This is a genomic window from Comamonas fluminis (genome assembly GCF_019186805.1).
GTDB lineage: Bacteria > Pseudomonadota > Gammaproteobacteria > Burkholderiales > Burkholderiaceae_C > Comamonas > Comamonas fluminis.
Genome location: NZ_CP066783.1, coordinates 3,001,082 through 3,027,976, shown reverse-complemented (window position 1 = coordinate 3,027,976; position 26,895 = coordinate 3,001,082). Strand labels below are relative to the sequence as shown.

26 protein-coding genes and 2 riboswitches are annotated in these 26,895 nt (G+C 61.9%); of the genes, 15 read left to right on the top strand and 11 right to left on the bottom strand.

The genetic code is table 11. The annotated features are described in order from the left end of the window. Window positions 1-38: 38 nt before the first annotated feature. Window positions 39-1,478 carry an MFS transporter gene (locus JDW18_RS14140; protein ID WP_218240067.1) on the top strand — a complete coding sequence of 480 codons (1,440 nt, stop codon included), beginning with the start codon at window positions 39-41 and terminating at the stop codon, window positions 1,476-1,478. A gap of 30 nt (window positions 1,479-1,508) precedes the next feature. On the opposite strand, the gene JDW18_RS14135 is transcribed toward JDW18_RS14140, so the two are convergent. From JDW18_RS14135 to JDW18_RS14105, 7 genes are all read right to left on the bottom strand, one after another. Continuing rightward, entirely contained in the window at window positions 1,509-2,588 is a 1,080-nt protein-coding gene (locus tag JDW18_RS14135; RefSeq protein ID WP_218240066.1) for an NAD(P)/FAD-dependent oxidoreductase, read from the bottom strand. A 36-nt stretch (window positions 2,589-2,624) separates the two neighbouring features. Beyond that, window positions 2,625-2,954 carry a ferredoxin FdxA gene (gene fdxA, locus JDW18_RS14130; protein ID WP_218240065.1) on the bottom strand — a complete coding sequence of 110 codons (330 nt, stop codon included), beginning with the start codon at window positions 2,952-2,954 and terminating at the stop codon, window positions 2,625-2,627. Window positions 2,955-3,103: 149 nt separating this feature from the next. Beyond that, entirely contained in the window at window positions 3,104-4,486 is a 1,383-nt protein-coding gene (locus tag JDW18_RS14125; protein WP_218240064.1) for a sulfate adenylyltransferase subunit 1, read from the bottom strand. A gap of 156 nt (window positions 4,487-4,642) precedes the next feature. Further along, complete coding sequence (cysD, locus tag JDW18_RS14120) at window positions 4,643-5,575, bottom strand: sulfate adenylyltransferase subunit CysD (RefSeq protein ID WP_218240063.1); 933 nt, start codon at window positions 5,573-5,575, stop codon at window positions 4,643-4,645. A 209-nt stretch (window positions 5,576-5,784) separates the two neighbouring features. Then, window positions 5,785-6,432: a phosphoadenosine phosphosulfate reductase domain-containing protein gene (locus JDW18_RS14115; RefSeq protein ID WP_218240062.1), complete on the bottom strand. Its 648-nt coding sequence runs from the start codon at window positions 6,430-6,432 to the stop codon at window positions 5,785-5,787. Beyond that, the gene (locus JDW18_RS14110; RefSeq protein ID WP_218240061.1) at window positions 6,429-6,815 is read right to left on the bottom strand and encodes a DUF934 domain-containing protein; all 387 of its coding nucleotides are present in this window, start codon (window positions 6,813-6,815) and stop codon (window positions 6,429-6,431) included. Before JDW18_RS14110 ends, JDW18_RS14115 begins: the two co-directional genes overlap by 4 nt. Before the next feature lie 34 nt (window positions 6,816-6,849). Then, window positions 6,850-8,640 carry a nitrite/sulfite reductase gene (locus tag JDW18_RS14105; protein ID WP_218240060.1) on the bottom strand — a complete coding sequence of 597 codons (1,791 nt, stop codon included), beginning with the start codon at window positions 8,638-8,640 and terminating at the stop codon, window positions 6,850-6,852. A gap of 264 nt (window positions 8,641-8,904) precedes the next feature. Here JDW18_RS14105 and JDW18_RS14100 point away from each other — a divergent pair, with 264 nt between their 5' ends. After that, the gene (locus tag JDW18_RS14100; protein ID WP_218240059.1) at window positions 8,905-10,224 is read left to right on the top strand and encodes a hemolysin family protein; all 1,320 of its coding nucleotides are present in this window, start codon (window positions 8,905-8,907) and stop codon (window positions 10,222-10,224) included. An 89-nt stretch (window positions 10,225-10,313) separates the two neighbouring features. Here the strand turns inward: JDW18_RS14100 and mnmC1 are convergent, their stop codons facing one another. From mnmC1 to JDW18_RS14085, 3 genes are all read right to left on the bottom strand, one after another. Further along, window positions 10,314-12,167: an FAD-dependent 5-carboxymethylaminomethyl-2-thiouridine(34) oxidoreductase MnmC1 gene (mnmC1, locus tag JDW18_RS14095; RefSeq protein ID WP_218240058.1), complete on the bottom strand. Its 1,854-nt coding sequence runs from the start codon at window positions 12,165-12,167 to the stop codon at window positions 10,314-10,316. 138 nt (window positions 12,168-12,305) lie between these two features. Continuing rightward, the gene (locus JDW18_RS14090) at window positions 12,306-12,971 is read right to left on the bottom strand and encodes a trimeric intracellular cation channel family protein (RefSeq protein WP_218240057.1); all 666 of its coding nucleotides are present in this window, start codon (window positions 12,969-12,971) and stop codon (window positions 12,306-12,308) included. 62 nt (window positions 12,972-13,033) lie between these two features. Beyond that, a riboswitch (glycine riboswitch) is annotated at window positions 13,034-13,154 on the bottom strand. Window positions 13,155-13,168: 14 nt separating this feature from the next. Then, window positions 13,169-13,261: riboswitch (glycine riboswitch) on the bottom strand. Window positions 13,262-13,437: 176 nt separating this feature from the next. Beyond that, window positions 13,438-14,370, bottom strand: a complete 933-nt coding sequence (locus JDW18_RS14085) for a LysR family transcriptional regulator (protein WP_218240056.1) — start codon at window positions 14,368-14,370, stop codon at window positions 13,438-13,440. A 139-nt stretch (window positions 14,371-14,509) separates the two neighbouring features. Here JDW18_RS14085 and JDW18_RS14080 point away from each other — a divergent pair, with 139 nt between their 5' ends. Both JDW18_RS14080 and JDW18_RS14075 read left to right on the top strand, forming a co-directional pair. Further along, window positions 14,510-15,745 (top strand): FAD-dependent monooxygenase, encoded by a 1,236-nt coding sequence (locus JDW18_RS14080; RefSeq protein WP_218240055.1) that lies wholly within the window; start codon window positions 14,510-14,512, stop codon window positions 15,743-15,745. A 52-nt stretch (window positions 15,746-15,797) separates the two neighbouring features. Beyond that, a complete protein-coding gene (locus JDW18_RS14075) occupies window positions 15,798-16,181 on the top strand; it encodes a hypothetical protein (protein ID WP_218240054.1) in 384 nt (127 codons plus the stop codon). 210 nt (window positions 16,182-16,391) lie between these two features. On the opposite strand, the gene JDW18_RS14070 is transcribed toward JDW18_RS14075, so the two are convergent. Continuing rightward, window positions 16,392-16,667 carry an oxidative damage protection protein gene (locus tag JDW18_RS14070; RefSeq protein ID WP_218240053.1) on the bottom strand — a complete coding sequence of 92 codons (276 nt, stop codon included), beginning with the start codon at window positions 16,665-16,667 and terminating at the stop codon, window positions 16,392-16,394. Between the two features lie 141 nt (window positions 16,668-16,808). Here JDW18_RS14070 and JDW18_RS14065 point away from each other — a divergent pair, with 141 nt between their 5' ends. The 11 genes from JDW18_RS14065 to JDW18_RS14015 all read left to right on the top strand — a co-directional run bounded on the left by JDW18_RS14065 (window position 16,809) and on the right by JDW18_RS14015 (window position 26,773). Next, the gene (locus JDW18_RS14065) at window positions 16,809-17,840 is read left to right on the top strand and encodes a sulfate ABC transporter substrate-binding protein (RefSeq protein ID WP_218240052.1); all 1,032 of its coding nucleotides are present in this window, start codon (window positions 16,809-16,811) and stop codon (window positions 17,838-17,840) included. 59 nt (window positions 17,841-17,899) lie between these two features. After that, window positions 17,900-18,103, top strand: a complete 204-nt coding sequence (locus tag JDW18_RS22625) for a hypothetical protein (protein WP_246609930.1) — start codon at window positions 17,900-17,902, stop codon at window positions 18,101-18,103. Window positions 18,104-18,112: 9 nt separating this feature from the next. After that, a complete protein-coding gene (gene ssuE, locus JDW18_RS14055; RefSeq protein WP_218240051.1) occupies window positions 18,113-18,709 on the top strand; it encodes an NADPH-dependent FMN reductase in 597 nt (198 codons plus the stop codon). 220 nt (window positions 18,710-18,929) lie between these two features. Further along, window positions 18,930-19,970, top strand: a complete 1,041-nt coding sequence (locus JDW18_RS14050; RefSeq protein ID WP_218240050.1) for a sulfonate ABC transporter substrate-binding protein — start codon at window positions 18,930-18,932, stop codon at window positions 19,968-19,970. Between the two features lie 24 nt (window positions 19,971-19,994). Next, entirely contained in the window at window positions 19,995-21,173 is a 1,179-nt protein-coding gene (ssuD, locus tag JDW18_RS14045; protein ID WP_218240049.1) for an FMNH2-dependent alkanesulfonate monooxygenase, read from the top strand. 10 nt (window positions 21,174-21,183) lie between these two features. Beyond that, entirely contained in the window at window positions 21,184-22,011 is an 828-nt protein-coding gene (gene ssuC / locus JDW18_RS14040) for an aliphatic sulfonate ABC transporter permease SsuC (protein WP_218240048.1), read from the top strand. Window positions 22,012-22,146: 135 nt separating this feature from the next. Beyond that, window positions 22,147-23,127, top strand: a complete 981-nt coding sequence (locus JDW18_RS14035) for an ATP-binding cassette domain-containing protein (RefSeq protein ID WP_218240047.1) — start codon at window positions 22,147-22,149, stop codon at window positions 23,125-23,127. 62 nt (window positions 23,128-23,189) lie between these two features. Beyond that, window positions 23,190-24,122, top strand: coding sequence for a CysB family HTH-type transcriptional regulator (locus JDW18_RS14030; RefSeq protein WP_218240046.1), 933 nt, complete (start codon window positions 23,190-23,192; stop codon window positions 24,120-24,122). A gap of 97 nt (window positions 24,123-24,219) precedes the next feature. After that, window positions 24,220-24,684 (top strand): rhodanese-like domain-containing protein, encoded by a 465-nt coding sequence (locus JDW18_RS14025; RefSeq protein ID WP_218240045.1) that lies wholly within the window; start codon window positions 24,220-24,222, stop codon window positions 24,682-24,684. A gap of 150 nt (window positions 24,685-24,834) precedes the next feature. Continuing rightward, entirely contained in the window at window positions 24,835-25,776 is a 942-nt protein-coding gene (epsC, locus tag JDW18_RS14020; RefSeq protein WP_218240044.1) for a serine O-acetyltransferase EpsC, read from the top strand. 64 nt (window positions 25,777-25,840) lie between these two features. Continuing rightward, window positions 25,841-26,773 (top strand): family 2A encapsulin nanocompartment shell protein, encoded by a 933-nt coding sequence (locus JDW18_RS14015; RefSeq protein ID WP_218240043.1) that lies wholly within the window; start codon window positions 25,841-25,843, stop codon window positions 26,771-26,773. Window positions 26,774-26,895 lie beyond the last annotated feature (122 nt).

Genomic DNA, 26,895 nt, shown 5'->3' with positions numbered 1-26,895 from the left:
ATTTATGGAATTTACGCATAGATGGCCGCTGCCTACGCTTGCCTCTTATTACCCCCTTTCGAAAGCGTGGTCAGCCAATGCCAACTATTTCTTCAGCGACAACACCGCCTGCACAGGCCGCAACCAGTATCCTTCAGCAGAGGTATGTGCAGTTTGCCGCCTGTCTGGGTTTTGCTCTGGTGCTGCTGGATGTCAGCGTCGTTAATGTGGCGCTTGACAGCCTCAGTACAGCCTTTCACTCCGGCATGACTGGCTTGCAATGGGTCGTCAATGCCTACGCGCTGGTGTTTGCAGCCTTGTTGCTCAGTGCCGGTTCACTGGGAGACAGGCTTGGCGCAAAGCGGGTGTTCATGCTTGGTTTTTCATGTTTTACCGTAGCGTCTCTTTTGTGCGGCTTGGCAACTGGTATGCCTGTGCTGATCGCTGCACGTGCATTGCAAGGACTGGGGGCCGCTTTGCTGGTGCCCAACTCACTGGCGTTGCTGCAACAAGTCTTCCCAGACAGTGCTCAGCGTAGCCGCGCTGTAGGTTGGTGGGGGGCTGCAGGGGGTGCTGCATTGGCTGCAGGCCCTGTACTGGGCGGTTTGCTGGTTACCTGGACAAGCTGGCGTGGAATTTTTCTGGTGAATCTACCCATTGGCTTACTCGGGCTATGGCTTACATATCGCCATGCACCCTCATCGACCCTCTCGTCTGCTCTAAAGGGGCGGTCTTTCGACATTGCAGGGCAAGTCACCGCCATTGCGGCTCTGGGCAGTCTGACTTTTGCACTCACAGAGGCCAGTCGTCAGGGCTGGAGTGCCGCTCCCGTTATTGCCTGCCTCGCCATCTTCGTCGCCTGCGCTGCGCTGTTTATACGCATTGAGCGACAAAGCGCCTCCCCTATGCTGCCTCTCTCGCTATTTCAAAACTCCACGGTCAGCGCAAGCGCGGTGATCGGGCTGCTCATCAACTTTGCCTTCTACGGCATGGTTTTCATTCTCAGCCTATTTTTCTCACGTATTCGCCACTTTGATGCGCAGCAAACGGGCTTTTCCTTTCTCCCCATGATGGGTGTGCTGGTGCTGACCAACTTGCTGGCGGGCCCTTTGTCAAATCGCATAGGCGCACGCCAACTGACTGTTGCAGGGCTGATGCTGGGGGCTCTGGGCTATCTGCTGCTGTTACCAACCAATTCCTCCAGCCCCTATGCACTGATGATCGTGCCCATGTTGCTTTCAGGAGTCGGTATCTCGCTGACCATTCCGGTCATTACCAACGCCACGTTGAGCAGTGTTGCGCGCAGTCAGGCGGGTATTGGATCGGGTTTGCTTAACTCGGCTCGCCAGGTTGGCGGCGTGCTCGGCGTCGCAGTGTTTGGCTTTCTTGCGCAAGGCGAAGATTCAGCGCAATTCATGTGGGGCATGCATTGCGCAATGGCTTTATCCACCGTGCTTTTGGCTCTGGGGGCTGTGCTGGGCCACCGGTATATCAAGTAAATGATGCAGTTGGCCCACTCGCTGACTTGTTCAGTGCGATACGCCCAGAATGGCATGCAGGCGTGCGCTGGTGGTGGTGTATTCCAGCAGCGGCTTGCTGCCTTGCAGGTACTCTGCAGCGGCAAATGCGGCCATGGTGGCCTCGTGAAAGCCGCACAGAATCAGGCGCTTTTTGCCGGGGTAGTTCACGATGTCGCCAATCGCGTAAATGCCAGCGGCGCTGGTGGCCAGCGTGGCGGGGTCCACCACCAGTTGCTTGCGCTCCAGCGCAAGGCCCCAGTCGGTCAAAGGGCCCAGGCGCGGGGAAATGCCTTGATAGACCAGCAGCAGGTCGGTGGCCAGCGGGTGCTCATTGCCCTCGCCATCCATCCACTGCACCGCTTTGAGCAGGCCGCCCTCGTGCTGTACCTCGGTGATTTGCCCGATCACCACCTCGATGGCGCCGCTGTCTCGCAGTTGCTGCAGTTTTTCGAGCTGTGCAGGCTCGGCATTGAAGGCGTCGCGGCGGTGCATCAGATAGGTTTTGCTAGCTTGGGCGCCATCTTGAGCGGCGCATTGCAGCGCTGCATTCACGGCCTCTTCATCGCCCCCATAGACCAGTACAGTGCGGCCTTGCACCATAGTCAGTTGATTGGGGTGATAAAAGAGCTGCCCATCAGCCAAGGCGTCCACGCCTGTGGCTTTCAATGCCTTGGGCACAAAAGCACCTACACCTGCAGCGATAAAGACCGTGCGGGCATGAAACACCGTGCCAGCGGTGGTTCCTACCTGCCAGCGGCCATCGGGCATGGACTCCAGCGTCTGTACCTGCTGAGACAGGTGACGAGGCACGGCCATGGGCGCAATCTGCTTTTCCAGCAACTGCACCAGCTCCAGGCCTGTACAGACCGGGATGCCTGGAATGTCGTAGATGGGTTTGTGCGCGTAGAGCTGGCTGCACTGGCCGCCGACATGGGGCAGGGAGTCGATCAGATGGCATTGAATGCCTTGCAGGCCCAGCTGAAAGGCCTGAAACAAACCCGCCGGACCTGCGCCAATGATGATGGCGTCGGTTTCCACGGCGGGTTGTTGGGGATGGGATGCGTCGGGCGTTGCGTTGGACAGGCTCATGCAGCCAAGCGTAGCGCAGTCCGCGCCCTGAATGGCTTAGCGTTCGAGCAAATCCACTTTGTTTGGCTTGCCATTCCAGTCATCAGCGTCGGGCAGCGAAGCCTTGCGCTTGGTGATGCTCTTCCAGGTCTTGAGCTGGGACAGATCGACGTTGAGCTTGATGAAAGCCAGTTGATCGGCGGGCACATCTTCTTCGGCAAAGATGGCGTTGGCGGGGCATTCGGGGATGCAGACGGCGCAGTCAATGCACTCGTCGGGATCGATCACCAGGAAGTTTGGACCTTCGCGGAAGCAGTCCACGGGGCAAACATCCACGCAATCGGTGTATTTGCACTTGATGCAGTTTTCGGTGACGACGTGAGTCATGGTGATTCTTCTTCTGGATGGGGATTGGTAAAACCCCGTGATTTTAGGTTTTTTCCTGAACTGCGCCAGAACCCGGCACGTATAAGGCCGCAGTGCGATCTGGTTTGATGCGCAGATCGCACTTTACGGCCGGCTCGAAAGCGGTTTTTTTACTGCACCAGCACAGCGCCTGCTGTGGCGTGGCTGGCGGTATCTACCAGAATCAGCGATCCCAGTTGACGGGCCTGAACAAAGGGGGCGGCGGGAATGGCTTCCTGCAGCGTCAGTTCGACCTGACCAATGGCATTGGCATCAAGCTGCTGGGCTTCTTCCTGGGCCAGGGTGTTGATGTTCAGGCGGTGAACGAGGCGGCGCACCTTGGCCTTGACCCAGCGGTGGCCATGCAGCGCCCAGTACACGCGACCGGGAACCAGGGGTTCGTTGTCCATCCACGCCACGGTGGCGGTAATTTCGCGCTGCGCGGGCCAGGGGCTGACGGCGGCTGTGTCACCGAAGTCGTCATCGGCTACTTGCGCTGCCACGGGCGCGGCAACAATCCAGTCGCCGCGCGACACATCGACCTCGCGGTCCAGTGTGATGCCGGCCGACAGACCTGCACTCACGGCATGGGGGGCGCGGACATGGTCAATGACGGCGGCCACGGTTGCCAGCTGGCCGCTGGGCAGAATCTGCACTTGTGCACCCACTTGCGCCACGCCGGTGGCCACACGGCCCCAGAAGACGCGGCGGCCCTGGCTGGTGTCGGCAGACGACGAGAACTTCTCCACCCACTGCACAGGGAAGGCCAGAGCCAGGTTGCTGTCGGTGGGGGTGTTGGGCAATTGCTCCAGCAGCTGCAGCAGGCTGGGGCCTTGATAGCCTGCCCAGCCGTCACCCGTGGCGTTGACCACGTTGAAGCCCTTGAGCGCAGACACAGGCACGGTGGCTGTGACCTTGATGCCTGCAGAGCTGGTGAACTTCTGCAGTGCAGCGCTGATGTGTGCAAAGGCCAGAGCCGGGTCTGCCACGGCGTCGAGCTTGTTGACCGCAAAAATCAGCGAGTTCACGCGCAGCAGGTGCACCAGCAGGCTGTGGCGGCGAGTCTGGGCCAGCAGCTCCAGCGAGGGGTTCTTCCAGTCAAGCTTGGTGGCATCGACCAGCACCACGGCAGCGTCGGCACTGGAGGCCGCGGTGACCATATTGCGGGTGTACTGCTCGTGGCCGGGCGCATCGCCAATGATGAACTTGCGCGATTCGGTGGCGAAGTAGCGGTAGGCCACATCGATGGTGATGCCTTGCTCGCGCTCGGCGGCCAGGCCGTCGGTCAGCAGCGCCAGATCGGTCTCGCCCGACTTGGTCACGCCCGCCAGCTGGTCCTGCAGCACGGCGCGGGTATCGACCAGCAAACGGCCAATCAGCGTGGATTTGCCGTCATCGACCGAGCCGCAGGTGATAAAGCGCAGCGCGGAAGCGGCATCAGTATTTTGATCAAACTGGCCTGTAGCGCTTGAAGGGTTTGCGCTAGCAGCTATGGAATTAGTAGTTTCAGTCATCGCATTCTTTCAGCGTGCAAGCACGCCCAATCTCTTTGAACAGGCATACCCCAACTCAGAGACACCGCGCAAGGGCCGCCCCGCCGCGCTGGTGTCGTCCCCCTCCGGCGCGCAGCGCCAGAGAGGGGGAAGCGGCGTAGCCGCTCAGGGGGTGCCTTAGAAATACCCATCCTTTTTGCGCTTCTCCATCGAAGCCTCGCTGGTCTTGTCATCCATGCGCGTCGCGCCGCGCTCGCTCACATCGGCGGCCAGCGTTTCGATCACGATGTCGGCGGCCGTAGCGGCCGTGCTCTCCACCGGGCAGGTGCAGGTGATGTCGCCCAGGGTGCGAAAACGCACATCGCGCACCACGACTTGCTCGCCATCCTTGGGCGGTGTCAGCTCGGTCACGGGCACCAGCAGGCCTTTGCGCTCGACGATGTCGCGCTTGTGGCTGTAGTACAGACTGGGCAGGGCGATCTGTTCGCGCTCGATGTACTGCCACACGTCCAGCTCGGTCCAGTTGCTGATGGGGAACACGCGGAAATGCTCGCCCGGGGCAATGCGGGTGTTGAACAGCGTCCACAGCTCGGGGCGCTGGGCCTTGGGCTGCCACTGACCAAAGCTGTCGCGGTGGCTGAAGATGCGCTCCTTGGCGCGGGCCTTTTCTTCGTCGCGGCGGGCACCGCCGATCAGCGCATCAAAGCGGAATTCTTCAATCGCTTCCAGCAGCGTGACCGACTGGTGCGCATTGCGGGGCTCTTCGGCGTGGGCCAGGCGCACCGTGCCGCGTGCCATGGAGTCTTCCACGCTGCGCACAATCAGCTCGGCACCCAGCTCCTTGGCGCGCAGATCGCGGAAGTCCGTCACTTCCGGGAAGTTGTGGCCGGTGTCGATCATCAAGAGCGGGTAGGGAATGCGGCCCACGCCAAACGCTTTTTCCGCGCAGCGCAGCATGACCAGCGAATCCTTGCCGCCCGAAAACAGCAGCGCAGGGCGCTCAAAAGCGGCAGCCACTTCGCGCAGGATGAAGATGGTTTCTTCTTCCAGCGCATCCAGGTGGCGATTGCTGAGCTGGTTCAACACAGAGGTATCCACACGGGCGTTCATTGTTTATCCAATCCAATCATGCTGTAGCGCGCATCGGTATTGCGCAAGCAGCTATCTTTTTTAAATACACAACCTACAAAACTGACCAACCCCATCTCAGGGGCACCGCGCAAGGGCCGCCCCGCCGCGCTGGTGCCGTCCCCCTCCCGTAGTGCGAAGCACGTAGAGAGAGGGGGAAGGCGCGAAGCGCCTCAGGGGGTGTCCCACTTTCAGTGCGACAGATGCAACCCACACTCGCGGTTGTCTTCGCCCTTGGTCGGGTCCACGTAGTCAAAGTTGTTGGGCAGACCGTGCTTTTCGCAGTACTCGTACAAATCCTTGGACGACCAGTGCAGCAGCGGCGCCACCTTGATCAGCCCGTCGGGGTTGATGCTGACCGGGTCCATGGCCGCACGCACGGCGGTGTCGGTGGCGCGCAGGGCGGTGAACCAGACCTTGGGCGCGGTCTCGCGCAAGGCGCGGGCAAAAGGCTCCAGCTTCACCTCTTCGGTGAACGCCGCGTGGCGCGGGTCGTCCAGTGCAGGTGTCTCGCCTTCCACGGCTTCGCGGTGGGCGCGGCTGCGCAGCGGCAGGTAAATCTTCAGGTTCAGGCCCAGTTGCTTGGTGACGGCATCGGCAAACTGGTAGGTCGCTGGCGTGTTGTAGCCGTTGTCCATCCACACCACGGGCACGTCGGGGTTGGCGCGGGTCACCATGTGCAGGATCACGGCCTCAAACGGGCGGAAGTTGGTGGTGACGATGGTGGCTTGGCCCAGGCCCACGGCCCAGTTCACCAGCGCCTGGGCGTCGCGGCCCAGCTCGGCATTGATCTGCGCCAGATCCAGCGCGGGTGCGGTTGCGGCAGTGGTCTGGCTCATGCTTGCTCCTCGGCGAAATGGGGTTTGGTGTGCACAGCATCGGCCTGGTAGTAGCCGCCAAAGCGCTCAAACTGGCGCTGGGCATCCGCAGCGTCCACGCCTTCGCGCAGCACGGCGCTGCTAAAGCCCGTGCGCTCCATTTGCACCAGTTGGTCGATCAGCACATCCCCGGTGGCGCGGATGTCGCCTGCAAACTTCAGGCGGCGGCGCAGCAAATAGGCCTGGCTAAAGGCGCGGCCGTCGGTGAAGTTAGGAAACTGCAGGTCCACCTGGGTGATGCCGTCCAGGTTGGCTTCCAGTGCATTTACATCGTTGGCCAGCACCAGCGTGCTGCCGGTGCTTTCAGCGGGGGCCTGGTATTCGTTGTTTGCCAGAATTTTCATGACTTGGTCCTTGTTCCTGTCTTGTTCTTATCGTTCAGGCCAGCACTTCTTCTTCAGCGGCGGCGGGGTGGCGGGCAGCCTTGCCGGCTTCCTTGAAGGGGTCCAGACCAATGCGGCGCACGGCGTCGATAAAGTGCTCGCCGGGCTGGCGCAGGTCGCGGTAGGTGGTCAGCACGGCTTCCAGCACATCGGGCACTTCGGCTGCGGAGAACGATGGGCCGATGACCTTGCCCGCCACTGCGGGGCCGGAGAGCGTGGCGCCGTCCGAGCCGCCCAGCGTGACCTGGTACCACTCCTTGCCGTCCTTATCCACGCCCAGAATGCCGATGTGACCGCTGTGGTGGTGACCGCAGCTGTTGATGCAGCCGCTGATGTGCAAGTCAATCTCGCCAATGTCGTCCAGCTCGTCCAGATCCTGGTAGCGGGCGGTGATGGCGTCGGCAATGGGCAGGCTGCGGGCATTGGCCAGCGCGCAGAAGTCGCCGCCGGGGCAGGCGATCATGTCGGTCAGCAGCGCCACATTGGTGCTGGCCAGACCCAGTTCCTTGGCCTTTTGCCACAGGGCAAACAGCTCGCTGGCGTGCACCCAGGGCAGCATCACGTTCTGGTCGTGGGTCACGCGGGCTTCACCGGCGGAGAACACATCGACCAGATCGGCCAGCGCATCCAGCTGATCGCCTGTGGCATCGCCCGGGGCCTGGCCCACGCGCTTGAAGGACAGGGTCACGGCGCGCAGGGCGGGGTTGGCATGGGCATGCACATTGCGCTGCACCCAGCGGGCAAAAGCGGGGTTGGAAGCAGTTTGCTGCTGCAACTCGGCGTTGGCCTGCTCTGCGGCCACAGCGGGGTGGCTGGACAGATCGGGCGTGGTGAACATGGCGGCCACGCGGTCAAACTCGGCCTGAGGCACGGTGTGGGGGCCGCCGTCCACTTCAACGATCTGGCGGTATTCCTCTTCCACGGCGTCGATATAAGCCTGACCTTCGGCCTTGACCAAAATCTTGATGCGCGCCTTGTACTTGTTGTCGCGGCGGCCCAGTTCGTTGTAGACACGAACAATGGCTTCGATGTAATTCATGATCTGGTTCCAGGGCAGGAACTCACGGATTACGGTGCCGATGACCGGCGTGCGGCCCATGCCGCCGCCCACGAAGACCTTGAAGCCGATCTCGCCTGCTTCGTTCTTGAGCAGGTGCAGGCCCACGTCGTGCCAGCCGGTGGCGGCGCGGTCTTCGGTGGCGCCGGTGATGGCGATCTTGAACTTGCGTGGCAGGAAGGCGAATTCCGGGTGCAGCGTGGTCCACTGGCGCAGGATTTCGGCGTAGGGACGGGGATCAACCGCTTCGTCGGGGGCAATGCCCGCCAGCGCATCGGTGGTGGTGTTGCGAATGCAGTTACCACTGGTCTGAATGCCGTGCAGGTTCACGGTGGCCAGCAAATCCATCACATCGGCGGCCTTGGCCAGCGGAATCCAGTTGAACTGCACATTGGTGCGGGTGGTGAAGTGGGCGCAGTTCTTGGGCAAGAACGTAGTGCCCAGCTTGCCCTGGCCTTCCATGGCGGCCTTGAAAACTTCGGCTTCCGGCTCGTCATACTCGCGGGCCACCTTGGCCAGTACGCGGATCTGGGCGGAGTTGATTTCACCATAGGGCACGGCCACGCGCAGCATGGGGGCGTAGCGCTGCACATACCAGCCGTTTTGCAGGCGCAGCGGGCGGAAATCGTCTTCCGCGAGCTTGCCTGCCTGCCAGCGCTCTAGCTGGTCACGAAACTGGTCGGCGCGTTGCTGGACGAAGGCTTTGTCGAAGGCTGTGTATTGGTACATGTGTCTACAGTTCTGGCGTGGGGCCGCTCAAGGCCTGCGGGTGCAGATTCACCTTGATCGTTGGCCCGAACTGTAGAGAGGCTTTATATAAAAACAAACGATTATTTCGTGCTTCATATATATCTGAATGAATATGTAATAGGGCTGGCGCTGGATGTCCTTGGGCTGCGCTGGCATTCTTCAAACCAGACTAGATGCGGGATTCCCTAGAATCGGGGCTTGTTTAACGATTGAGGCGCCTGGATTGAAAGCGGGTGCCTGACTATGGAAATAGCCATACTTTTCGCTCTTATCTGTTTGAACGGCGTATTCGCCATGTCGGAAATTGCGCTGGTCACCGCCCGCAAGAGCCGCATGCAAAAACTGGCAGATGAGGGCGACAGCGGCGCGGCGGCTGCTATCAAACTGGGAGAAGATCCCACCCGTTTTCTCTCCACCATCCAGATCGGTATCACCTCGATTGGCGTGCTCAACGGTATCGTGGGCGAGGCCGCGCTGGCGGGCCCGCTGGAGAACTGGCTGGTCGCGGTGGGCATGACCCAGAAGTACGCGGACTACCTGGCCACCGGCCTAGTGGTGGTGCTGATTACTTACTTCTCGATTGTTGTGGGTGAGCTGGTTCCCAAGCGCATGGGGCAGAGCAACCCCGAAGCACTGGCACGCCTGATTTCGCGCCCCATCAACTTCTTGGCGCTGGCGACCAAGCCTTTCGTGTGGCTGTTGTCGGCGTCCACACGCGGCTTGCTCAAGCTGCTGGGCGTCAAGGAAAACAATGGCAGCGTGGTGACTGAAGAAGAAATTCAGGCCATTCTGGTTGAAGGTCACACCGCAGGCGTGATCGAGTCGCAAGAGCACACCATGGTGCGCAATGTGTTTCGTCTGGACGAGCGCCAGATTGGCTCGCTGATGGTGCCGCGCAGCGATGTGATCTGCCTGGACATTGAAGACAGCCTGGAAGTGAATCTGGCCTGTGTGGAGCAGGCTGACCACGCACGCTTTCCCGTGGTGCGCGGCGATATGAACAATATTGTGGGCGTGCTCAATGCCCGCCAGTGGCTGGCGCAGACCGTGCGCAACAAGGGCGAGCAAAAGCTCAAGGATCAGCCGCTGCAGGCCGCGCTCTATGTGCCCGAGACGATTACGGGCATGGAGCTGCTGGACAATTTCCGCACGTCTGACCTGCAGATGGCCTTTGTGATTGACGAATACGGCGAGGTGCAGGGCATTGTCACGCTGCAGGATTTGATCGAGGCCATCACCGGCGAATTCCTGCCCGACGACCCTGAAGAGAGCTGGGCTGTGCAGCGTGAAGACGGCAGCTGGCTGCTGGACGGACATATTCCCGTGCCCGAACTCAAGGACCGCCTGGCCCTGAACACCGTGCCTGAAGAAGAGCGCGGCCGCTATCACACCCTCAGCGGCATGATCATGCTGCTGCTGGGCCGCGTGCCCAAGGAAGCCGATGTGGTGGAGTGGGAGTTCTGGCGTTTTGAAATCGTGGACATGGATGGCAAAACGCTGGACAAGGTGCTGGCCACGAGGCTGGAGCCGCTGGTAAGCGTGGCATCGCTTGGCAGCGAATAAGCACGCTTAAATATTTAAGTAAAAAATGCATAAAAACGGCAGGTAGCGCTTACCTATCAAGCGCTACCTGCTATTTTTTTGAGAGTTTTTTATGGCGCTGAAACCGCGCCGCGGCTCCACAGCCGCTGTGTGCCCAGCGCTTGCGCCAGTCTGGCATCCAGCGGCAGCGGCTCGCCATGCAGGCGTGCGGCCAGCAGCTCGCCGCACAGCATGGACAGCGTCAGCCCCCGTGAGCCTAGGCCCGTCAGCACCCACAGGCCGGGCAGGTCGTCAGCGCTCTGCCCCACAGGCCCGGCCAGCGGCAGACGGTCATAGGCCGCGCAGCGCACGCGCGCCCAGGTGGCGGGCTGCTGCGGTGCATCAAAGAAAGACTGCAGCGCCTGTCTGCACGCGGGCAGCAGCGCGGCCAGCTTTTCGCCATTGCTGGCATGTGCGGCTTGCTGGTCGGCGGGCGAGGGTGGCAGCTCGGTCACATCGCGCTCGAAGGTCGAACCCATGATCCACTGATGCGCATCGGCTGGCGCAGCCCCCGGAAAGTCTGGCACCAGATTGCCGTGCCCATTGACGGGGAAGGGCGGCATGGCGGCCTGCGTCCCGGCATCATGCTCGGCCATGCTGACCTGGCCGCGAATGGCCTGCAGTTCCCACTCGCCTGCGGGCAGGCCGCTGGCTTGCAGCAGGGCCTTGCTGTCCGGCCCCAGCGCCAGCACCAGCATGGAGGCCTGGGCCAGAACCTGGCCTTGCTCGTTCAGCACCTGCCATTGGCCACTGATGGAGTCGCGCTGCAGCTTTGCCACATGGGCATTGCCTTGCCAGTGAATGCCGGGTGACTGCAGCAGGGCGTGCACCAGTTGCGCAGGCCTGACCCAGCCTGCCTGTGTGTGCCAGATGGCGTGGCTATCCGGTGGCAGATGGGCGGCGCTCAGATGCTCGGGGTTGGCGGGGCTGCTCCATTGCAGTCCCATGCTGTGCTCTGCATTGCCTACATCCAGCCATTGCGGGGGCAGATGGGCGGGCTCGTTCAGGTCATGCTCCAGCACGCCAATATGCGCCCAGTCCTGAGCTGTCGGCAGCTTGGCATGGCTGCTGAGGTGCTGCAAAGTTTGTAGCGTGGTGCGCACGCCGCTTCTGGACAGGCGCGATAAAACACTGTCGTCGGGCGAAACATGGGGGCAAAACAGACCCGCAGGCAGGCCGGACGCACCGGCTGCGGGCTGGGCCGCCTTGTCCAGCACGGTCACCTGCCAGCCGCGCCGGGCCAGACTGGCGGCCGCTGCCGCACCGGCCAGACCTGCGCCCAGCACCAGACAGTGGCCGGGCTGATTGACCGGGGCGGGCAGGCCATCCGCGCGGTGGCGCGGCTCCCAGGCGGGGTTGTAGCGGGCTTGCAGCGCCTGCGGCTGTTGTGCGTGGATTGCATCGCCTTGCAGCTCAAAGCCCAGCTTGCGCAATGCGGGCGCCATGCTTGCCGTGGGCGCCGTCAGCAGCGTGCCCCGGCGGCAGTGGCGGGCCAGGTTTTTGAGGGCATCGGGGCTCCAGCAGGCGTCATCGGCATTGCGCATGTGGATGCCATCTGCCGCCAGTGGTGGCTGCCTGCGCAGCAGGTTTTGCGTATCACCCACATACAGCGTCAGCAGCACCTGGCCCTGCTCAAACGACAGGCGGTGAATGCCGGGCAGCAGCCCCCACCATTGCGCAGCCAATTGTTCGCCCAGTGGCTGCAGTGGGCCACTGGTGGGCAGGGCTTGCTGCAGTTCAGCGTGAGTGGGGGCATGACCCAGCAAAGCCACAAAATGCAGCATGCGAGGGCGCTGAGCACGGGCCTGCCATGCAGCCCAGGTCTGCAAAAAGCCCAGGCCGCAAGCAAAGTCGGTCTCCAGCACGCGCCACTGCTGGGCGTTCGGGGTCATACCTTCAAGCAGGCGATCAAGAGCTTCAGACATGAAAAAACGACATCAAAGAGGGCGTGGCACAAAAACTGGCGCACTCCAAAGTCAGTGGCACCGAGCAAGAGCCGGCTCGCGGCGAAGGTGCCGTCCCCCTCAGGGGGAAGGCGCGCAGCGCCACAGGGGGGGAGCCGTCTACTCCCAACGTTGTTGATAAGAGAAGACCGGCAGCCGCCATTTAAAGCGAATCGCCGCCAGACGGAAGGCCAGACCGCCCGCAAAGCAGATCGCGGTGCTGATGTTCGAGCTTACATCCAGATAGCGCAGGCCCAGGAACATCAGGCAGACGGTGAGCGAGACGCTGGCATATAGCTCGCGACGGAAGACCACGGGCACCTGGTTGCACAGCACATCGCGCAGGATGCCGCCGCTGATGCCGGTAATCATGCCCGCCATGATGACGACGATGGTCGGGTAGCCCAGCTCCAGCGCGGTGTTGCAGCCGATCAGCGAGAAAGCAATCAGGCCCATGGCGTCCAGCAGCAAAAACACCTGCTTGAGCTTGACCATATGGCGCGCAATCACCGTGGTCAGCAGGCCAAAGCTGATGACCAGATACACATATTCGGGGTGTTGCGTCCAGCCAATCGGGTAGTGGCCCAGCACCATGTCGCGAATGGTGCCGCCGCCCAGGGCGGTGACAAAGGCGATGACCACCACGCCAAAAATGTCCATATTGCGACGGCCAGCCGCCAGCGCGCCAGACATGGCTTCTGCCGTGATGGCCACCAGATAGATGACCAGCATGACGGTGAAATTGGAGGTCTGGAACGAATCCAGCAAAGAGACGGAAGGCAGCATGACGGCGCTTGGAGGCTTTTGAAAATAGACCCGCCACTCACATCGGCGGGAATGTCTGGTTTGCCTCTCCCGCTGTCCTTTGTACCTGAGAGTTGCGCACGTGCGCCAAGGCGTCTGGCGTGCTTGCCCCTTCGGTGAGTCCTGCAAACTTGTGATTGCGGACTGCTCTCCAGTTGGCGATATCCGGGCCATTGCCTGGCCCACCTGCGGTACTTATTGCCTGAGCGATTATGGGAGTTTGCGCCTTCGGCGGGAACCGTTGCCGGGTTCCGCTCTCCCGCAGGATGAGCGCGATTTTAGCCAGTTTCAGACAGGTATTCGGGTTAGTCCGTGGCCTGAAGCGGCCTGAGTCATGCAACTGGCCAAGGGCTGGAGCAGAAAACATCTGTTTTGATAGCGGTCACCGTTGATGTGGTGTGGCTGTCGGGCTGGTTCGTTTCGTGGCAACGGTGGAGGCGGTTTCTTTTCAGGCCTTCGCCTGCTTGTCGGGAGAGCTTGCCAATCCCGCCAGCCGCAGCTGTATCAACTCCAGCAGTGCCCGCACACGCGCAGTCACCGAGTGGCGGTGGCTATATGCCCCCAGCAATTTCAGGGGGGCGGGGCACAAGTCCAGTGGCACCTCCTGCAATCGGCCCGCAGCAAGGTCTTCCTGGCAGGGGTTGGCCGCCACAATCGCAAAGCCTATGCCTTGCCGTGCGCCTGCCACGGCCAGCTCTCCGCTGTTGACGCGGTAGCGGCTGCGCACCGGCACCTTGACGATGTCGCCCGCAGCGTTCTGAAACTGCCAAGGTTGGCCCTTGAGCGCACTGAGGGTGGTGATGCAGGGCAGCGATTTCAGCTCGCGCACATGGCGTGGCATACCAGTCTTAGCCAGCAAGGAGGGAACGGCCACCACGATGCTGGGCAGGGTGGCCAGTTCGCGGGTAATGAAAGTGCTGTCCTCCTGAGGGCCCCGGTGGAAGACGATGGACAGATCCACGTCTTCTCGCAGCACTTCCAGACCGGTCATGCGGGTGTCGCATTCAAGCTCAATCCCGGGGTGGAGACTGCAGAACTCGGCAAGGATGGGCGCCAGCAGCCTGGGCGCCTCGCCCGGCATGCACATCTTCAAAGGGCCGCGCAGCTCGCGCTGCACCGCGCCCAGCTCTTCCTCCGTGCCGAGCAAGGTGTCGAGCAAAGGTTTGGCGCGTTCGTAGAGCAGCCGGCCCGCTTCCGTCATGCGCAGGTGGCGGGTGCTGCGCTCCAGCAGACGTGTGCCCAGTCTGCGCTCCAGCGCGGCAACGTGGCGGCTGACATTGGACGAAGGCATAGCCAAAAGACGCGATGCACCCGCAAAGCTCTGCTCATCCACCACGGCCACATAGACACGGACGGTATTCAGATCGAGTGCATCACGCATGGATTATCCCGTTTGAGGTATGAAAACGTCCTGATTTTGACCGCTAGTGCTCTCTAGTGGCGAAATTTAAGATGCCGCTTTTGCCCGGTGCAATCGATGGAAGTGGCGCCGGGCATCGTATGGACAGGAGAGATTCAACGTGGAAATCGGAATATTGGGCGGTGGCATTGCAGGCCTGAGCGTGGCACTGGCTTTGCGCCAGCAGGGCTACAACCCTCGGGTTTATGAGCGCCGGGCGGGGCCAGCCACCATGGGGGCGGGCGTGACGCTGTGGCCCAATGCCAGCTTTGTGCTGAAAGAGCTGGGGCTGCTGCAAGACGTGGAGGCCATTGCGGGCCAGCCATTGAGCACGCGCCGCCAGGATGCTGCGGGCAATGCACTGGGCGGCCTCGATATTGCCTTGCTGAACAGCACGATGGGCTACCCCAGCTACACGGTGCTGCGCCGGGATTTGCAGCAGGTGTTGCTGGACCACGCAGACCGGGCCGGGATACCCGTGGAGTTTGGGCACCGGGCGGTGGGCATTGAGCTCGATGTCCATGGCAAGGCTGTCGCCCATTTCGAGAATGGCGCCAGCATCCGCCCGGATCTACTTATTGGCGCCGACGGCCGCATGGATTCGGTGGCGCGCCAATTTGTTGCGGGTGACAACCGGCCTGTTTATCAGGGCTTTGTGAACTGGATCGGCGTGGCACAGATGACGCAAGCACCGCAGGCGCTGGTGGGCGATATGGCGATTCAGGACTTCTGGGGCGTGGGCGAGCGCTTTGGCTGCGTGCCAATTCGCCCCGACCTGGTGTATTGGGCCGCAGCGCAGGCAAGACCCTTGGCTGAGGCTGGTTTGCGCCCGGATATGCGCCAGGAGGTTGAGGATGTTTTCGCACGCTGGCCCGAGCCGGTGGCGCGCATCATTCGGGCCACGCCAGCAAATGCCATGCGGCTGATTGCGGTGCATGATCTGGAGCCGCTGCAGACATGGAGCCGGGCGAATGTGCTGCTGGTGGGGGATGCTGCCCATGCGCCGTTGCCAACGTCGGGCCAAGGTGCTTGCCAGGCGCTGGAAGATGCCTGGCATCTGGCGCGGTGCCTGGAGGGTGCAAGTGGCGGCTTGGATGAAGTCTTTCAGGCGTTCACGAGGATTCGCGGCCCCAAAACCGCAAGGCTGTCGGAGCAAGGCCGAGTCTTCGCCCGCGCGCTGCTCGCCACCGATGCTGAAACCTGCCGCATCCGCAATGAGCGGGCCAAGTCGTCCGACCCAGTGAGTGATGTGCAGGCCCTGGCCGCTGGATGGGGGCAGGGCCTGCCAATGCCTGCTTGCCCCGACAGCGTGCCAGCGCAGGGTGTGGGCATGGACAGTTTGTACCGCATGGAATGACCTGTGCTAAACAGGTTTTAAGATTCCCAGCATCGTTTTTCCCGGGGCTGCTATGGATTTTTCACTTCAGTTTCGCCGCTGGCTGGACGCTGCCGCGTCGCAAACAAGCGCTGACATTGCCGCTTTCTCTTTCAATCTGTACGAGCCGGCGCTGGTGCCAGGCGTCAAGTTCGGCATAGAGCTGATTGGTGCCAGGGCCTTTTCTGCAGACGATCCGGACTGGCCGTGCGATGAAATCTGGTCGCCAGACCCGCGAGGCATTGACATTCCCGAAGAGTTCTCCGGCAGCGACTGGGAGGTTTGTCTGGAAAAGGCGAAAGCGCTGGTGCTGGACTACCTGGCCAGCCCGTCTGGCCGGTGGCTGCAGTCCGGTGAGGCGGTGGGCCTTGGCTTTGTGGATGGAGACCTTGAGGTGGTCTGGACCCGAGAGCCGTAACCGGCTCAGGTGCTGACGGAGGCTGTCAATGCTTGAATAGCAAAATTGATAGCTTTCTACGCTTTATCTGTATAGGGTAGAGCCGCATTTCATGATTGGAATGGCTTGTTGCGAAGCCACAAAAAAGCCCCGGGCTCAGAATGAACTAAGCCCGGGGCTTTGGGATTTCAGGCGCAGCGCTTATTCAGCACTGGGGGCCTGTGCTTTATTTCATTGCTCGCTGGGAGGCACATAGCCTTGTGCCGCGTCGGCTCCACCGCCGAAGAAATGGTTTTCCATCTGGCGGGCCAGGTACTGGCGGGCGCGGGCGTCGGCCAAGTTCAGGCGGTTTTCATTGATCAGCATGGTCTGGTGCTTGAGCCAGTCGGCCCAGGCTTGCTTGCTCACGCTTTCATAAATGCGCTTGCCCAGTTCACCGGGTGCGGGGGGGAAGTCCAGGCCTTCAGCGTCTTGATCCAGCTTGATGCAATGAACGGTACGTGCCATTTGTCGAGTCCTCTGGTTGTCTCAGATGTTTGGGTAATAACAAACTGAAATCTTAGTAGTTTGAGTTTTAAGTCTGTGGTTCAAGAATGCACAGCAACGGGGGAGAAGCCCGTTGACCATTCACTCCAAGAACACAGTCCAATGAAAAATCGTCGCAACTTTATCAAGTTTCCTCTGGCCGCCGGTCTGATCGCTGGCTTGACCCTCTCCGCTCTGCCCACATTGCCTGCATTTGCGCAAACAGGCGTGCAGTTGCTCAACGTCTCTTATGACCCCACCCGTGAGCTGTACGTGAACTACAACCAGGCTTTTGCCAAGCACTGGAAGGCCACGCAGAACCAGGATGTGACCATCAAGCAGTCGCATGGCGGCTCGGGCAAGCAGGCGCGCTCCATCATTGACGGCATCGAGGCCGATGTGGCCACGCTGGCGCTGGCTGGCGATATTGATGCGCTGGTCAAGAACGGCAGCGTCAAGCCCGACTGGCAAAAGCGCCTGCCGCACAACAGCGCTCCGTACAACTCGACCATCGTGTTTCTGGTGCGCAAGGGCAACCCCAAGGCCATCAAGGACTGGGATGACCTGATCAAGCCCGGCACCCAGGTGATCACACCCAACCCCAAGACTTCCGGCGGCGCACGCTGGAACTATCTGGCGGCCTGGGAATTTGCCAAGCGCAAGTACGGCGGTGATGCCGGTGCCAAGGACTTCATCTCCAAGCTCTACAAGAACGTGCCTGTGCTGGATACCGGTGCACGCGGCTCCACCGTGACTTTTGTGCAGCGCAACCAAGGCGATGTGCTGCTGGCCTGGGAAAACGAAGCCTATCTGGCGCTCAAGGAGTTTGGCGCCGAGAAGTTCCAGATCGTCGTGCCTTCGCTGTCCATTCTGGCTGAGCCATCGGTAGCGATTGTGGACAAGGTGGTCGATAAAAAAGGCACACGCACCGTGGCTGAGGCCTATCTGAAGTATCTGTACAGCGAAGAAGGCCAGCGCATTGCCGGTCAGAACTTCTACCGCCCCACAGATGCCAAGGTGGCGGCTGAATTCGCCAAGCAGTTCCCCAAGCTGGAACTGTTCACCATCGACAAGGCCTTTGGCGGCTGGACGGCTGCGGACAAGGCTCACTTTGCCGACGGTGGCAGCTTCGACCAGATCTACACCAAAAAATAAGCAAGGCGCGGCGGGCTGGCCCGCCGCACACCAGATCACAGCAAAAACAGGAGCGGGTCATGAGCAATTTCTGGAGCCGTCTGGGGCAGTTCTTTATCAGCGCAGGAGCGATGAATGCCCGCCAGCCACTGCTGGCGTGGGAGGCTGCCTGGGATGAGGCCGAGGCCTTGCTTGCCAGCGGCAAGCTCTGGTCTGAGCCGCAGCCACCCCGGGCTGGCAGCGCAGAGCTTGGAAACACGCTCCTGAAACACCCCCAAAGATAAAGCCAAGCCATGTCGATTTTGCTGATTGCCGGTAGTCCCTCGCAGCCCTCGCGCTCCAGCGCCTTGCTCAGTGCTGTGGCCACCCGCCTGCAGGCGCAGGGCCTGAGCACCGAGCCCGTGCTGCAGCTCAACCAGCTGGACCCTGCGGCCTTGCTGCATGCCAGGTTTGACCACCCTGAAATTCGCGCCATCACCGATCGCGTTGCCAAAGCGGATGCCGTGGTGGTGGCCACCCCGGTGTACAAGGCGGCCTACGCCGGTTTGCTGAAAGTTTTTCTTGATGTGCTGCCGCAGACCGCGCTCAAGGGCAAGCTGGTTCTGCCCCTGGCCACGGGCGGTAGCCCCCACCACATGCTGGCGCTGGACTATGCGCTGCGGCCCGTGCTGCAGTCGCTGGGCGCGCGCCATATCCTGCCCGGCATCTATGCCACCGACCAGGGCGTTCCCCTGCTGCCCGAAGGCGGCTATGGCCTGTCGCCCGAAATTGCCGAGCGCGTGGATGACGCCGCTCAACTGCTGGCCACCGATCTGCGCCGCAGCGCGCAGTGGGCTGCTGTCAATGATTTTGAAAGCATCGCGTTCTCTGACGTGCGATGTAGCGTTTGAACTAACGCCCCCCTGAGCCGCTACGCGGCTTCCCCCGAGGGGGACGACAGCCTCGCTGCGGGGCGGCCCTTGCTTGCTGTCCCTTGATGGGGCGGTGCCCATATTCCTATGTCTCTGTTTTTGATAGCAGTCCCCGCACTGTGAAGGCCGAGTTGCGCCTGAAATAAGGCCCAGAAGGTGGTCTGTGCGTGGGGACTGAGAACTCCAAGGATTGATTCTCATGACCGAACGAAACCACACTTCTGCCCTTATTTCGTCGCCATCGTCATCGTCATTGCCAAGCGCCACACGCCGTCAGTGGCTGGCAGGCACAGCGGCCTCGGCCCTGGCGCTGGCCTCGGGCAATCTGCTGGCACAGACCGGCAGCGGTACGGGTACGGGCACCGGCCAGCGCGTGCTGCGGGTGGGCCATCAAAAAGGCTGGCTGTCCATTCTCAAAAATCGCGGCACGCTGGAAAAGCGGCTGACGCCACTGGGCGTTTCCGTGCGCTGGGTGGAATTCAACGCCGGGCCGGTGCAGCTGGAGGCGCTGAACGTCGGCTCCATCGACTTTGGCGATGTGGGCGAAGCGCCGCCCATTTTTGCCCAGGCCGCTGGTGCGCCGCTGGTCTATGCTGGTGCCACCGTGGCGCGGCCAGGGCTTGAGGCGGTGATCGTGCCCAAGGGTTCGGCCATTCGCAGCGTGGCCGACCTCAAGGGCAAACGCATTGCCTATAACAAAGGCTCCAACGTCCATTACTTTCTGGTCAAGCTGTTGGAAAAGCATGGCCTGAAATACGGCGATGTGCAGTCCGTCTTTCTCGCTCCCGCCGATGCGCGTGCGGCGTTTGAAAAAGGCTCGGTCGATGCCTGGGTGATCTGGGACCCCTTCCTGGCCGCTGCCCAGAAGTCGCTGGACGCCCGCCTGCTGGTCGATGCCAAGGGCGTGGTCAACAACCGCACCTACTACTTCACCTCGCGTGACTTTGCCAGCCGCAACGCCGATGTGCTGCGCATTGCCATTGAAGAAATTGCCGCCATCGACACCTGGGCCAGCAAGAACAAGGGCGCTGCGGCGACCGAGCTGTCGCAGATTCTGGGGCTGGACCCCGCCGTGACCGAGCTGTACCTGAGCCGCGCTGAATACGGCACGAAGGTGGTGGACGCCAGCATTCTGGCCGAGCAGCAAAAGATTGCCGACACCTTCTTCGAGCTGAAGCTCATCCCCAAGAAGCTCAACCTGCTGCACGCCGCGCCCGTGGACCTGGTGGCGGGCCGCTGATTCAGATCAGACAAGGAGATTTTCATGAAAGTTTTCTGGTTCATTCCCACCCACGGTGACGCCCGCTATCTGGGCACCAGCGAAGGGGCACGCCAGCTCAGTTATGACTATGTCAAACAGGTCGCTATTGCTGCTGACAGTCTGGGCTATGAAGGGGTGCTGATTCCTACAGGCCGCTCTTGCGAAGACCCCTGGGTGGTGGCCTCCAGCCTGCTGCCTGTGACCCAGCGGCTGAAGTTTTTGGTGGCCGTGCGCCCCGGCCTGCACCAGCCCAGTCTGGCAGCGCGCATGGCGGCCAGCTTTGACCGCCTCTCCGGTGGCCGTCTGCTGATCAATCTGGTCACAGGTGGCGATCAGGCCGAGCTGGAGGGCGATGGCGTGTTCCTCGACCACGCCACGCGCTACGAGCAGTCGGCAGAGTTCATCCAGATCTGGCGCGAAATTCTGGAGCGCAGCCACCGTGGTGAATCGCTGGATTTTGAGGGAGAGCACCTGCAGGTCAAGGGTGCCAAGCTGTTGTTCCCGCCGCTGCAAAAGCCGTACCCGCCCGTGTATTTCGGCGGCTCATCGGCGGCAGCCCATGAGCTGGCGGCAGAGCAGGTCGATGCCTATCTGACCTGGGGCGAGCCCCCGGAAGAGGTCGCCAAAAAGATTACCGATGTGCGCGAGAAAGCCGCCCGCCATGGCCGTACCGTGAAGTTCGGCATTCGCCTGCACGTCATCGTGCGCGAAACCGATGAAGAAGCCTGGGCCGATGCGGAGCGCCTCATCAGCCGCTTGAAGGACGAGACCGTGGTGCAGGCCCAGGCCGCTTTTGCACGCATGGATTCCGAAGGGCAGCGGCGTATGGCTGCTCTCCACGCCGGTGGCAGCAAGCGTACCCGCAAGGACCTGGAGATCAGCCCCAATCTGTGGGCCGGTGTGGGTCTGGTGCGCGGCGGGGCTGGCACGGCGCTGGTGGGCAGTGCGCAAACGGTGGCAGATCGCATCAAGGAATACGCCGACCTGGGGATAGACACCTTTGTGCTCTCGGGCTATCCGCACTTGGAAGAGGCCTACCGCTTTGCCGAGCTGGTCTTCCCGCTGCTGCCCGTCAACGTGCAGGAAAAGCTGGGCGGTGGCAACCCCGGCGGGCCTTTTGGTGAAACCGTGGCCAACCTCTATACGCCTGAACGCGAAAACGTTCGCGTGTCGCAAAGCTGAAGGATCTGTCATGAGCGATGTTCCAACCCTTGCGCTGAAGTCTGCGAGCGATGCGCCGCTGCGATGGGGGCCGTTTGCCCGCCAGGTGGGCCAGCGGCTGCTGCCATGGCTGGTGCCTCTGGCGCTGATTGCCGTGTGGCAGGCCGCATCGGCCTATGGCTGGCTGTCCACGCGGGTTCTTCCTGCGCCGCTGGATGTGCTGCGTGCCGCGTGGACACTGGCCGAATCAGGCGAGCTGTGGACCCATGTCAAGGTCAGCGCCGGGCGTGCACTGGCGGGGCTGGCCATTGGTGGCAGCGCGGGGCTGGCACTGGGCCTGCTCACAGGTTCACTGCGCTGGGCCGAAACGCTGCTCGATTCCACCATTCAGATGGTGCGCAACATCCCCGCGCTGGCGCTGATTCCGCTGGTCATTCTGTGGTTTGGCATTGATGAATCGGCCAAGCTGTTTCTCATCAGCATCTCGGTGTTCTTTCCCATTTACCTCAATACCTTTCACGGCATTCGCAATGTGGACCCGGGGCTGATCGAGATGGGCAAAAGCTACGGCCTCACGCGCTGGCAGCTGTACCGCGACATCGTGCTGCCCGGCGCGCTGTCTTCCATTCTGGTGGGCCTGCGTTTTTCGCTGGGGCTGATGTGGGTGATTCTGATCGTGGCCGAAACCATCTCGGCGCAGGCGGGCATTGGCTACCTGACCATGAACGCCCGCGAATTTCTGCAGACCGATGTGGTGCTGGTGGGCATCCTGCTCTACGCCATTCTGGGCAAGCTGGCCGACTTTTTTGCCCGGGGGCTGGAGCGCTGGTGGTTGCGGTGGCATCCGAGTTATCGGTGACACCCCCTGAGCGGCTGCGCCGCTTCCCCCTCTCTCTTCGGGAGGGGGACGACAGCCTCGCTGCGGGGCGGCCCTTGCTCGCTGTCTCTGGCTTGGGGGTGTGGCGGTTTTGAACAGACAAGATTGGAGTGGGTGATGAGCAGTTTATGGAATCGTTTGACGCAGTCGCTGGTCAGCGCCGGTGCTTTCAATGCGCGCCAGCCGCTGGTGGCCTGGGAGGCTTCCTGGGACGAGGCCGAGGCGCTGCTGGCCAGCGGCAAGCTGGGGGACAAGGCTCAGGCCGCTGATGCAGCGCAGGCCGGGCGCAGCGTGCCCAAGGGCGTGCATTTGCAGACCCAGCAGCTGACCAAGTGCTATGGCGATCGGGAAGTGCTCAAGCAGGTGCAGCTGGATGTGCAGCCCGGCGAGTTCATTGCCATCGTGGGGCGCAGCGGCTGCGGCAAGTCCACGCTGCTGCGGCTGGTGGCGGGGCTGGAGGGCGCTAGTGCAGGCCAGTTGCTGATTGACGAAACGGCAGCCAAAGAAGCAAAAAAGGACACGCGCATCATGTTTCAGGACGCGCGTCTGCTGCCCTGGAAGCGGGTGCTGGACAACGTGATTCTGGGCCTGCCCGAATCGGCGCGTGAGCAGGGCCGCAAGGTGCTGGCGCAGGTGGGGCTGGCAGATCGTGAGAACGAATGGCCTGCGCGTTTGTCGGGTGGCCAGCGCCAGCGTGTGGCACTGGCCCGCGCCCTGGTGCACCAGCCGCGTTTGCTGCTGCTGGACGAGCCGCTGGGAGCGCTGGATGCGCTCACACGCATTGAGATGCACCGCCTGATCGAAGGCCTGTGGCGCAGCCACGGCTTTACCGCCTTGCTGGTCACCCACGATGTGCAGGAAGCCGTGGCCCTGGCCGACCGTGTGGTGCTGATCGAAGACGGGCGCATTGCGCTGGATGAACGCATCGACCTGCCGCGCCCGCGTGTGCATGGCGATGCCCGTTTTGCCGCGCTGGAAACCCGCATTCTGGACCGCGTTCTGCAAAAGCCAGAGGCCGATATTGCCGATGAGCTGGGTGAGCCCCCGCAAAACAGCTGGCCCGGAGTATCCGCCAGCGGTTTGCGTTGGGCGATTTGATAAAACTAGAAAGAAAAGGGCTGCAAGTCCAGTAGATATACGGTCTTGCAGCTATCAAAATCATGAATTTTCAGCAACTGCGATCCGTAAGAGAGGCTGTGCGCCGTGGCTTCAATCTCACCGAAGTGGCGACCATGCTCCACACCTCCCAGCCCGGCGTGAGCCGGCAGATTCGGGAGCTGGAGGATGAGCTGGGTATCGACATTTTTGTGCGTGCAGGCAAGCGCCTGACGGGGCTGACGCCGCCGGGCACCAGCCTGCTGCCCATTGTGGAGCGCATGCTGCTGGAAGCCGACAATCTGCGCCGCGCTGGCGAGGATTTTCGCGCCAGCGAGCAGGGCGGTCTGTCGATTGCCGCCACCCATTCCCAGGCCCGTTATGCGCTGCCGCAGGTGGTGCGGGACTTTCGTGCGCTGTATCCGCAGGTGTCCTTGCATCTGCACCAGGGCTCGCCGCGCCAGGTGGCGGAAATGCTGCTCTCGGGCGAGGCCGATATCGGCGTGGCCACCGAAGCGCTGGGCAGCTATGAGCCACTGGTGACCCTGCCTTGCTACCGCTGGTCGCACAGCATTGTGGTGCCGCCCGGGCACCCTTTGCTGGAGGAAGCCGGCCCTGTGTCGCTTGAGGCGCTGGCGCGTTTTCCCATCATCACCTACGAGCAGGGCTACACGGGCCGCGCCCATATCGACAAGGCTTTTGCTGCAGCCGGTCTGGCCCCGGATGTGGTGCTGACGGCCATGGATGCCGATGTGGTCAAGACCTATGTGGAACTGGGCATGGGCGTGGGCATCATCGCCTCGATTGCCTTTGATGCCGAGCGTGACCGCCATCTGCGTGCCATTGACGGGCGCCATCTGTTCGAGGTCAACCTCACGCGGCTGGCCCTGCGCCGTGGCGCGTGGCTGCGTGGCTACGCCTATGCCTTTATCGAAAGCTTTGTGCCCACGCTCACGGCAGAGGTGGTGCGCAAGGCCTTGCAATCAGAGGCGGCCTGATCCTCGTTTTTCGCATAAGCAATCTGATTTTTGTTCGTTGGTGGAATGTCTTAGCAGGCGCAGCATGAGTGCATTGAATTCTTTAGATGAATCAGTCATGACAGATATCTCCAACCTTCCCGCACTGAAAGAAGCCGCCGCCCAGGCTGCGGCGCAGGGCTTGTCATTTGCGGGCTCTATCCCTCCGCAGGAGGCCTGGCAACTGGTAGAGCAGGGCCTGGCCTTGCTGGTGGATGTGCGCACCGCTGAAGAGCGCAAATTTGTGGGCCATGTGCCCGGCAGCGCCCATGTGCCCTGGGCCACGGGCACGGCGCTGTCGCGCAACCCGCGCTTTGTGCGTGAGCTGACGGCGCTGCTGGCCAGGCAGCCACAGCCCGCCATTGCCCTGCTGCTGTGTCGCAGCGGCAAACGCTCCACGCTGGCGGCACAGGAAGCGGCCAAGGCCGGTCTGCCCCATGTCTTCAATATCAGCGAAGGCTTTGAAGGCGAGCTGGATGAAGCGCAGCACCGGGGCCGGGCTGACGGCTGGCGCTTTCATGGCCTGCCGTGGCAGCAGGATTGACCCACTGAGCGGCTGGCCGTCTCTGGCCTTGGGCATGCCGCATGCAGCTTGCCGAGCCGTAACGGCTTATTGAATTTCAAAAACGATAGCTATCAGCGCTTTTGAATAAAGCGTTGTGGGGACTCTTTTGCCTCAAAAAAGGAAAACATCATGAGTGACTTTCCCATTTCCGACATCGTGGCTGAACTGCGTCTGGTGCGCGAGAGCTGGCGCGAATCGCAGGGCCGCACCGATATTGCGCAGCGCGAGTTTCCCTCGCGGGACGCGGTAACGCAGGCCATAGAGTCGCTCAAGGGCGTGCTCTATCCGCTGCGCCTGGGCCCCACGGAGCTGCGCCAGTCCAGCGAAGATTTCTTCATCGGCCACACGCTGGACACCGCCTTGCAGACGCTGCAGGACCAGGCCCGCATCGAACTGCGCTACCGCGCCCGCCAGGACGGCGAGCGTGATGCCGAGTACAGCGAGCACAGCGAACGCGCCCATGAGCTGCGCGCCGCCAAGGCAGTGCATGAATTTGCGCTGGAACTGCCCGGTTTGCGCAAGCTGCTGGATGTGGATGTGCTGGCCGCTTTTCATGGCGACCCTGCGGCGCAGAGCGTGGATGAAGTCGTGCTCAGCTACCCCGGCGTGCTGGCGCTCATTCACCACCGCATTGCCCATGTGCTGTACCGGCTGGAGCTGCCCCTGCTGGCGCGCATGGTGGCTGAGCTGGCCCACGGCCAGACGGGCATAGACATTCACCCCGGCGCACGCATTGGCGCTGGCTGCTTTATCGACCACGGCACCGGCGTGGTGGTGGGTGAAACAGCCGTGATTGGCCGCAATGTGCGCATCTATCAGGCTGTCACGCTGGGGGCCAAGCGCTTTCCGCGCGACGCCCAGGGCCATCTGCAAAAAGGCTGGCCGCGCCACCCCGTGGTGCAGGACGACGTGGTGATCTACGCCGGCGCTACGATTCTGGGCCGCATCACCATCGGGCGCGGCGCCGTCATTGGCGGCAATGTCTGGGTCACGCAGGATGTGCCGCCGCAAACCCATGTCTCCCAGTCCAGCCCGGTGGAAAAAGTGCATCCGCTGCCCGCTGCCGCCTGAGCTTTTCAGTTTTTCCTCAACCCGCTCCCCCAATCCGTTCCCCCAACCGCTGTAACCAAGCCTCATGACTACTTTGCACACTCTGGGCGACAACGCCGCCCGCCAGCTTGCTAACGCCACCAAGACCGCGCCCCAGCTGGCCACCATCACGCCGCGCTGGCTTACCCATCTGCTGCAATGGGTGCCGGTAGAGGCGGGCATCTACCGCGTCAATCAGGTCAAGAACCCCGAGGACATCAAAGTCACCTGCACCGCCAAGCAGTTTGAAAACCAGCTGCCGCGCACTTTTGTGGATTACGACGAAGCGCCGCGCGAGTATTTTCTGAACGCGGTCTCCACCGTGCTGGATGTGCACACCCGCATCTCGGATCTGTACAGCAGCCCGCATGACCAGATCAAGGAGCAGCTGCGCCTGACCATCGAAACCATCAAGGAGAATCAGGAAAGCGAGCTCATCAACAACGCCGCCTACGGCCTGCTGGCGCAGGTGACGGATGAGCAGCGCATCTTCCCCCTGAGCGATGACGGTGGGCCCACCCCAGACGATCTGGACGAGCTGCTGACCAAGGTCTGGAAGGAACCGGCCTTCTTTCTGGCTCACCCGCTGACCATTGCCGCCTTTGGCCGCGAAGCCACGCGCCGTGGCACGCCGCCGCCCACGGTCAGCCTGTTTGGCAGCCAGTTCATCACCTGGCGCGGCGTGCCACTGATTCCGTCGGACAAGATTCCCGTGGCCGATGGCAAAAGCAGCATCATCCTGCTGCGCGTGGGCGACCGTCGCCAGGGCGTGGTCGGTCTGTTCCAGCCGGGTCTGGCGGGCGAGCAAAGCCCCGGCCTGTCGGTGCGCTTCATGGGTATCAACGATCAGGCCATCAGCTCGTATTTGATCTCGCTGTACTGCTCTCTGGCTGTGCTGACGCCCGATGCGCTGGCCGTGCTGGACGATGTGCGCATTGACCGCTATCACGACTACTCGGCGCTGGACACCTATAAGTAAAAAGCGGCCAAAGTCTAGTGATTTAAGGCGCTGATAGCTATCAATTTCGATAGCTGTCAGCGAGCTCTCCATCCATTCAGGAGAAACGGTCTTGAGTTCCGATATTGCAAACATCGCGCCGG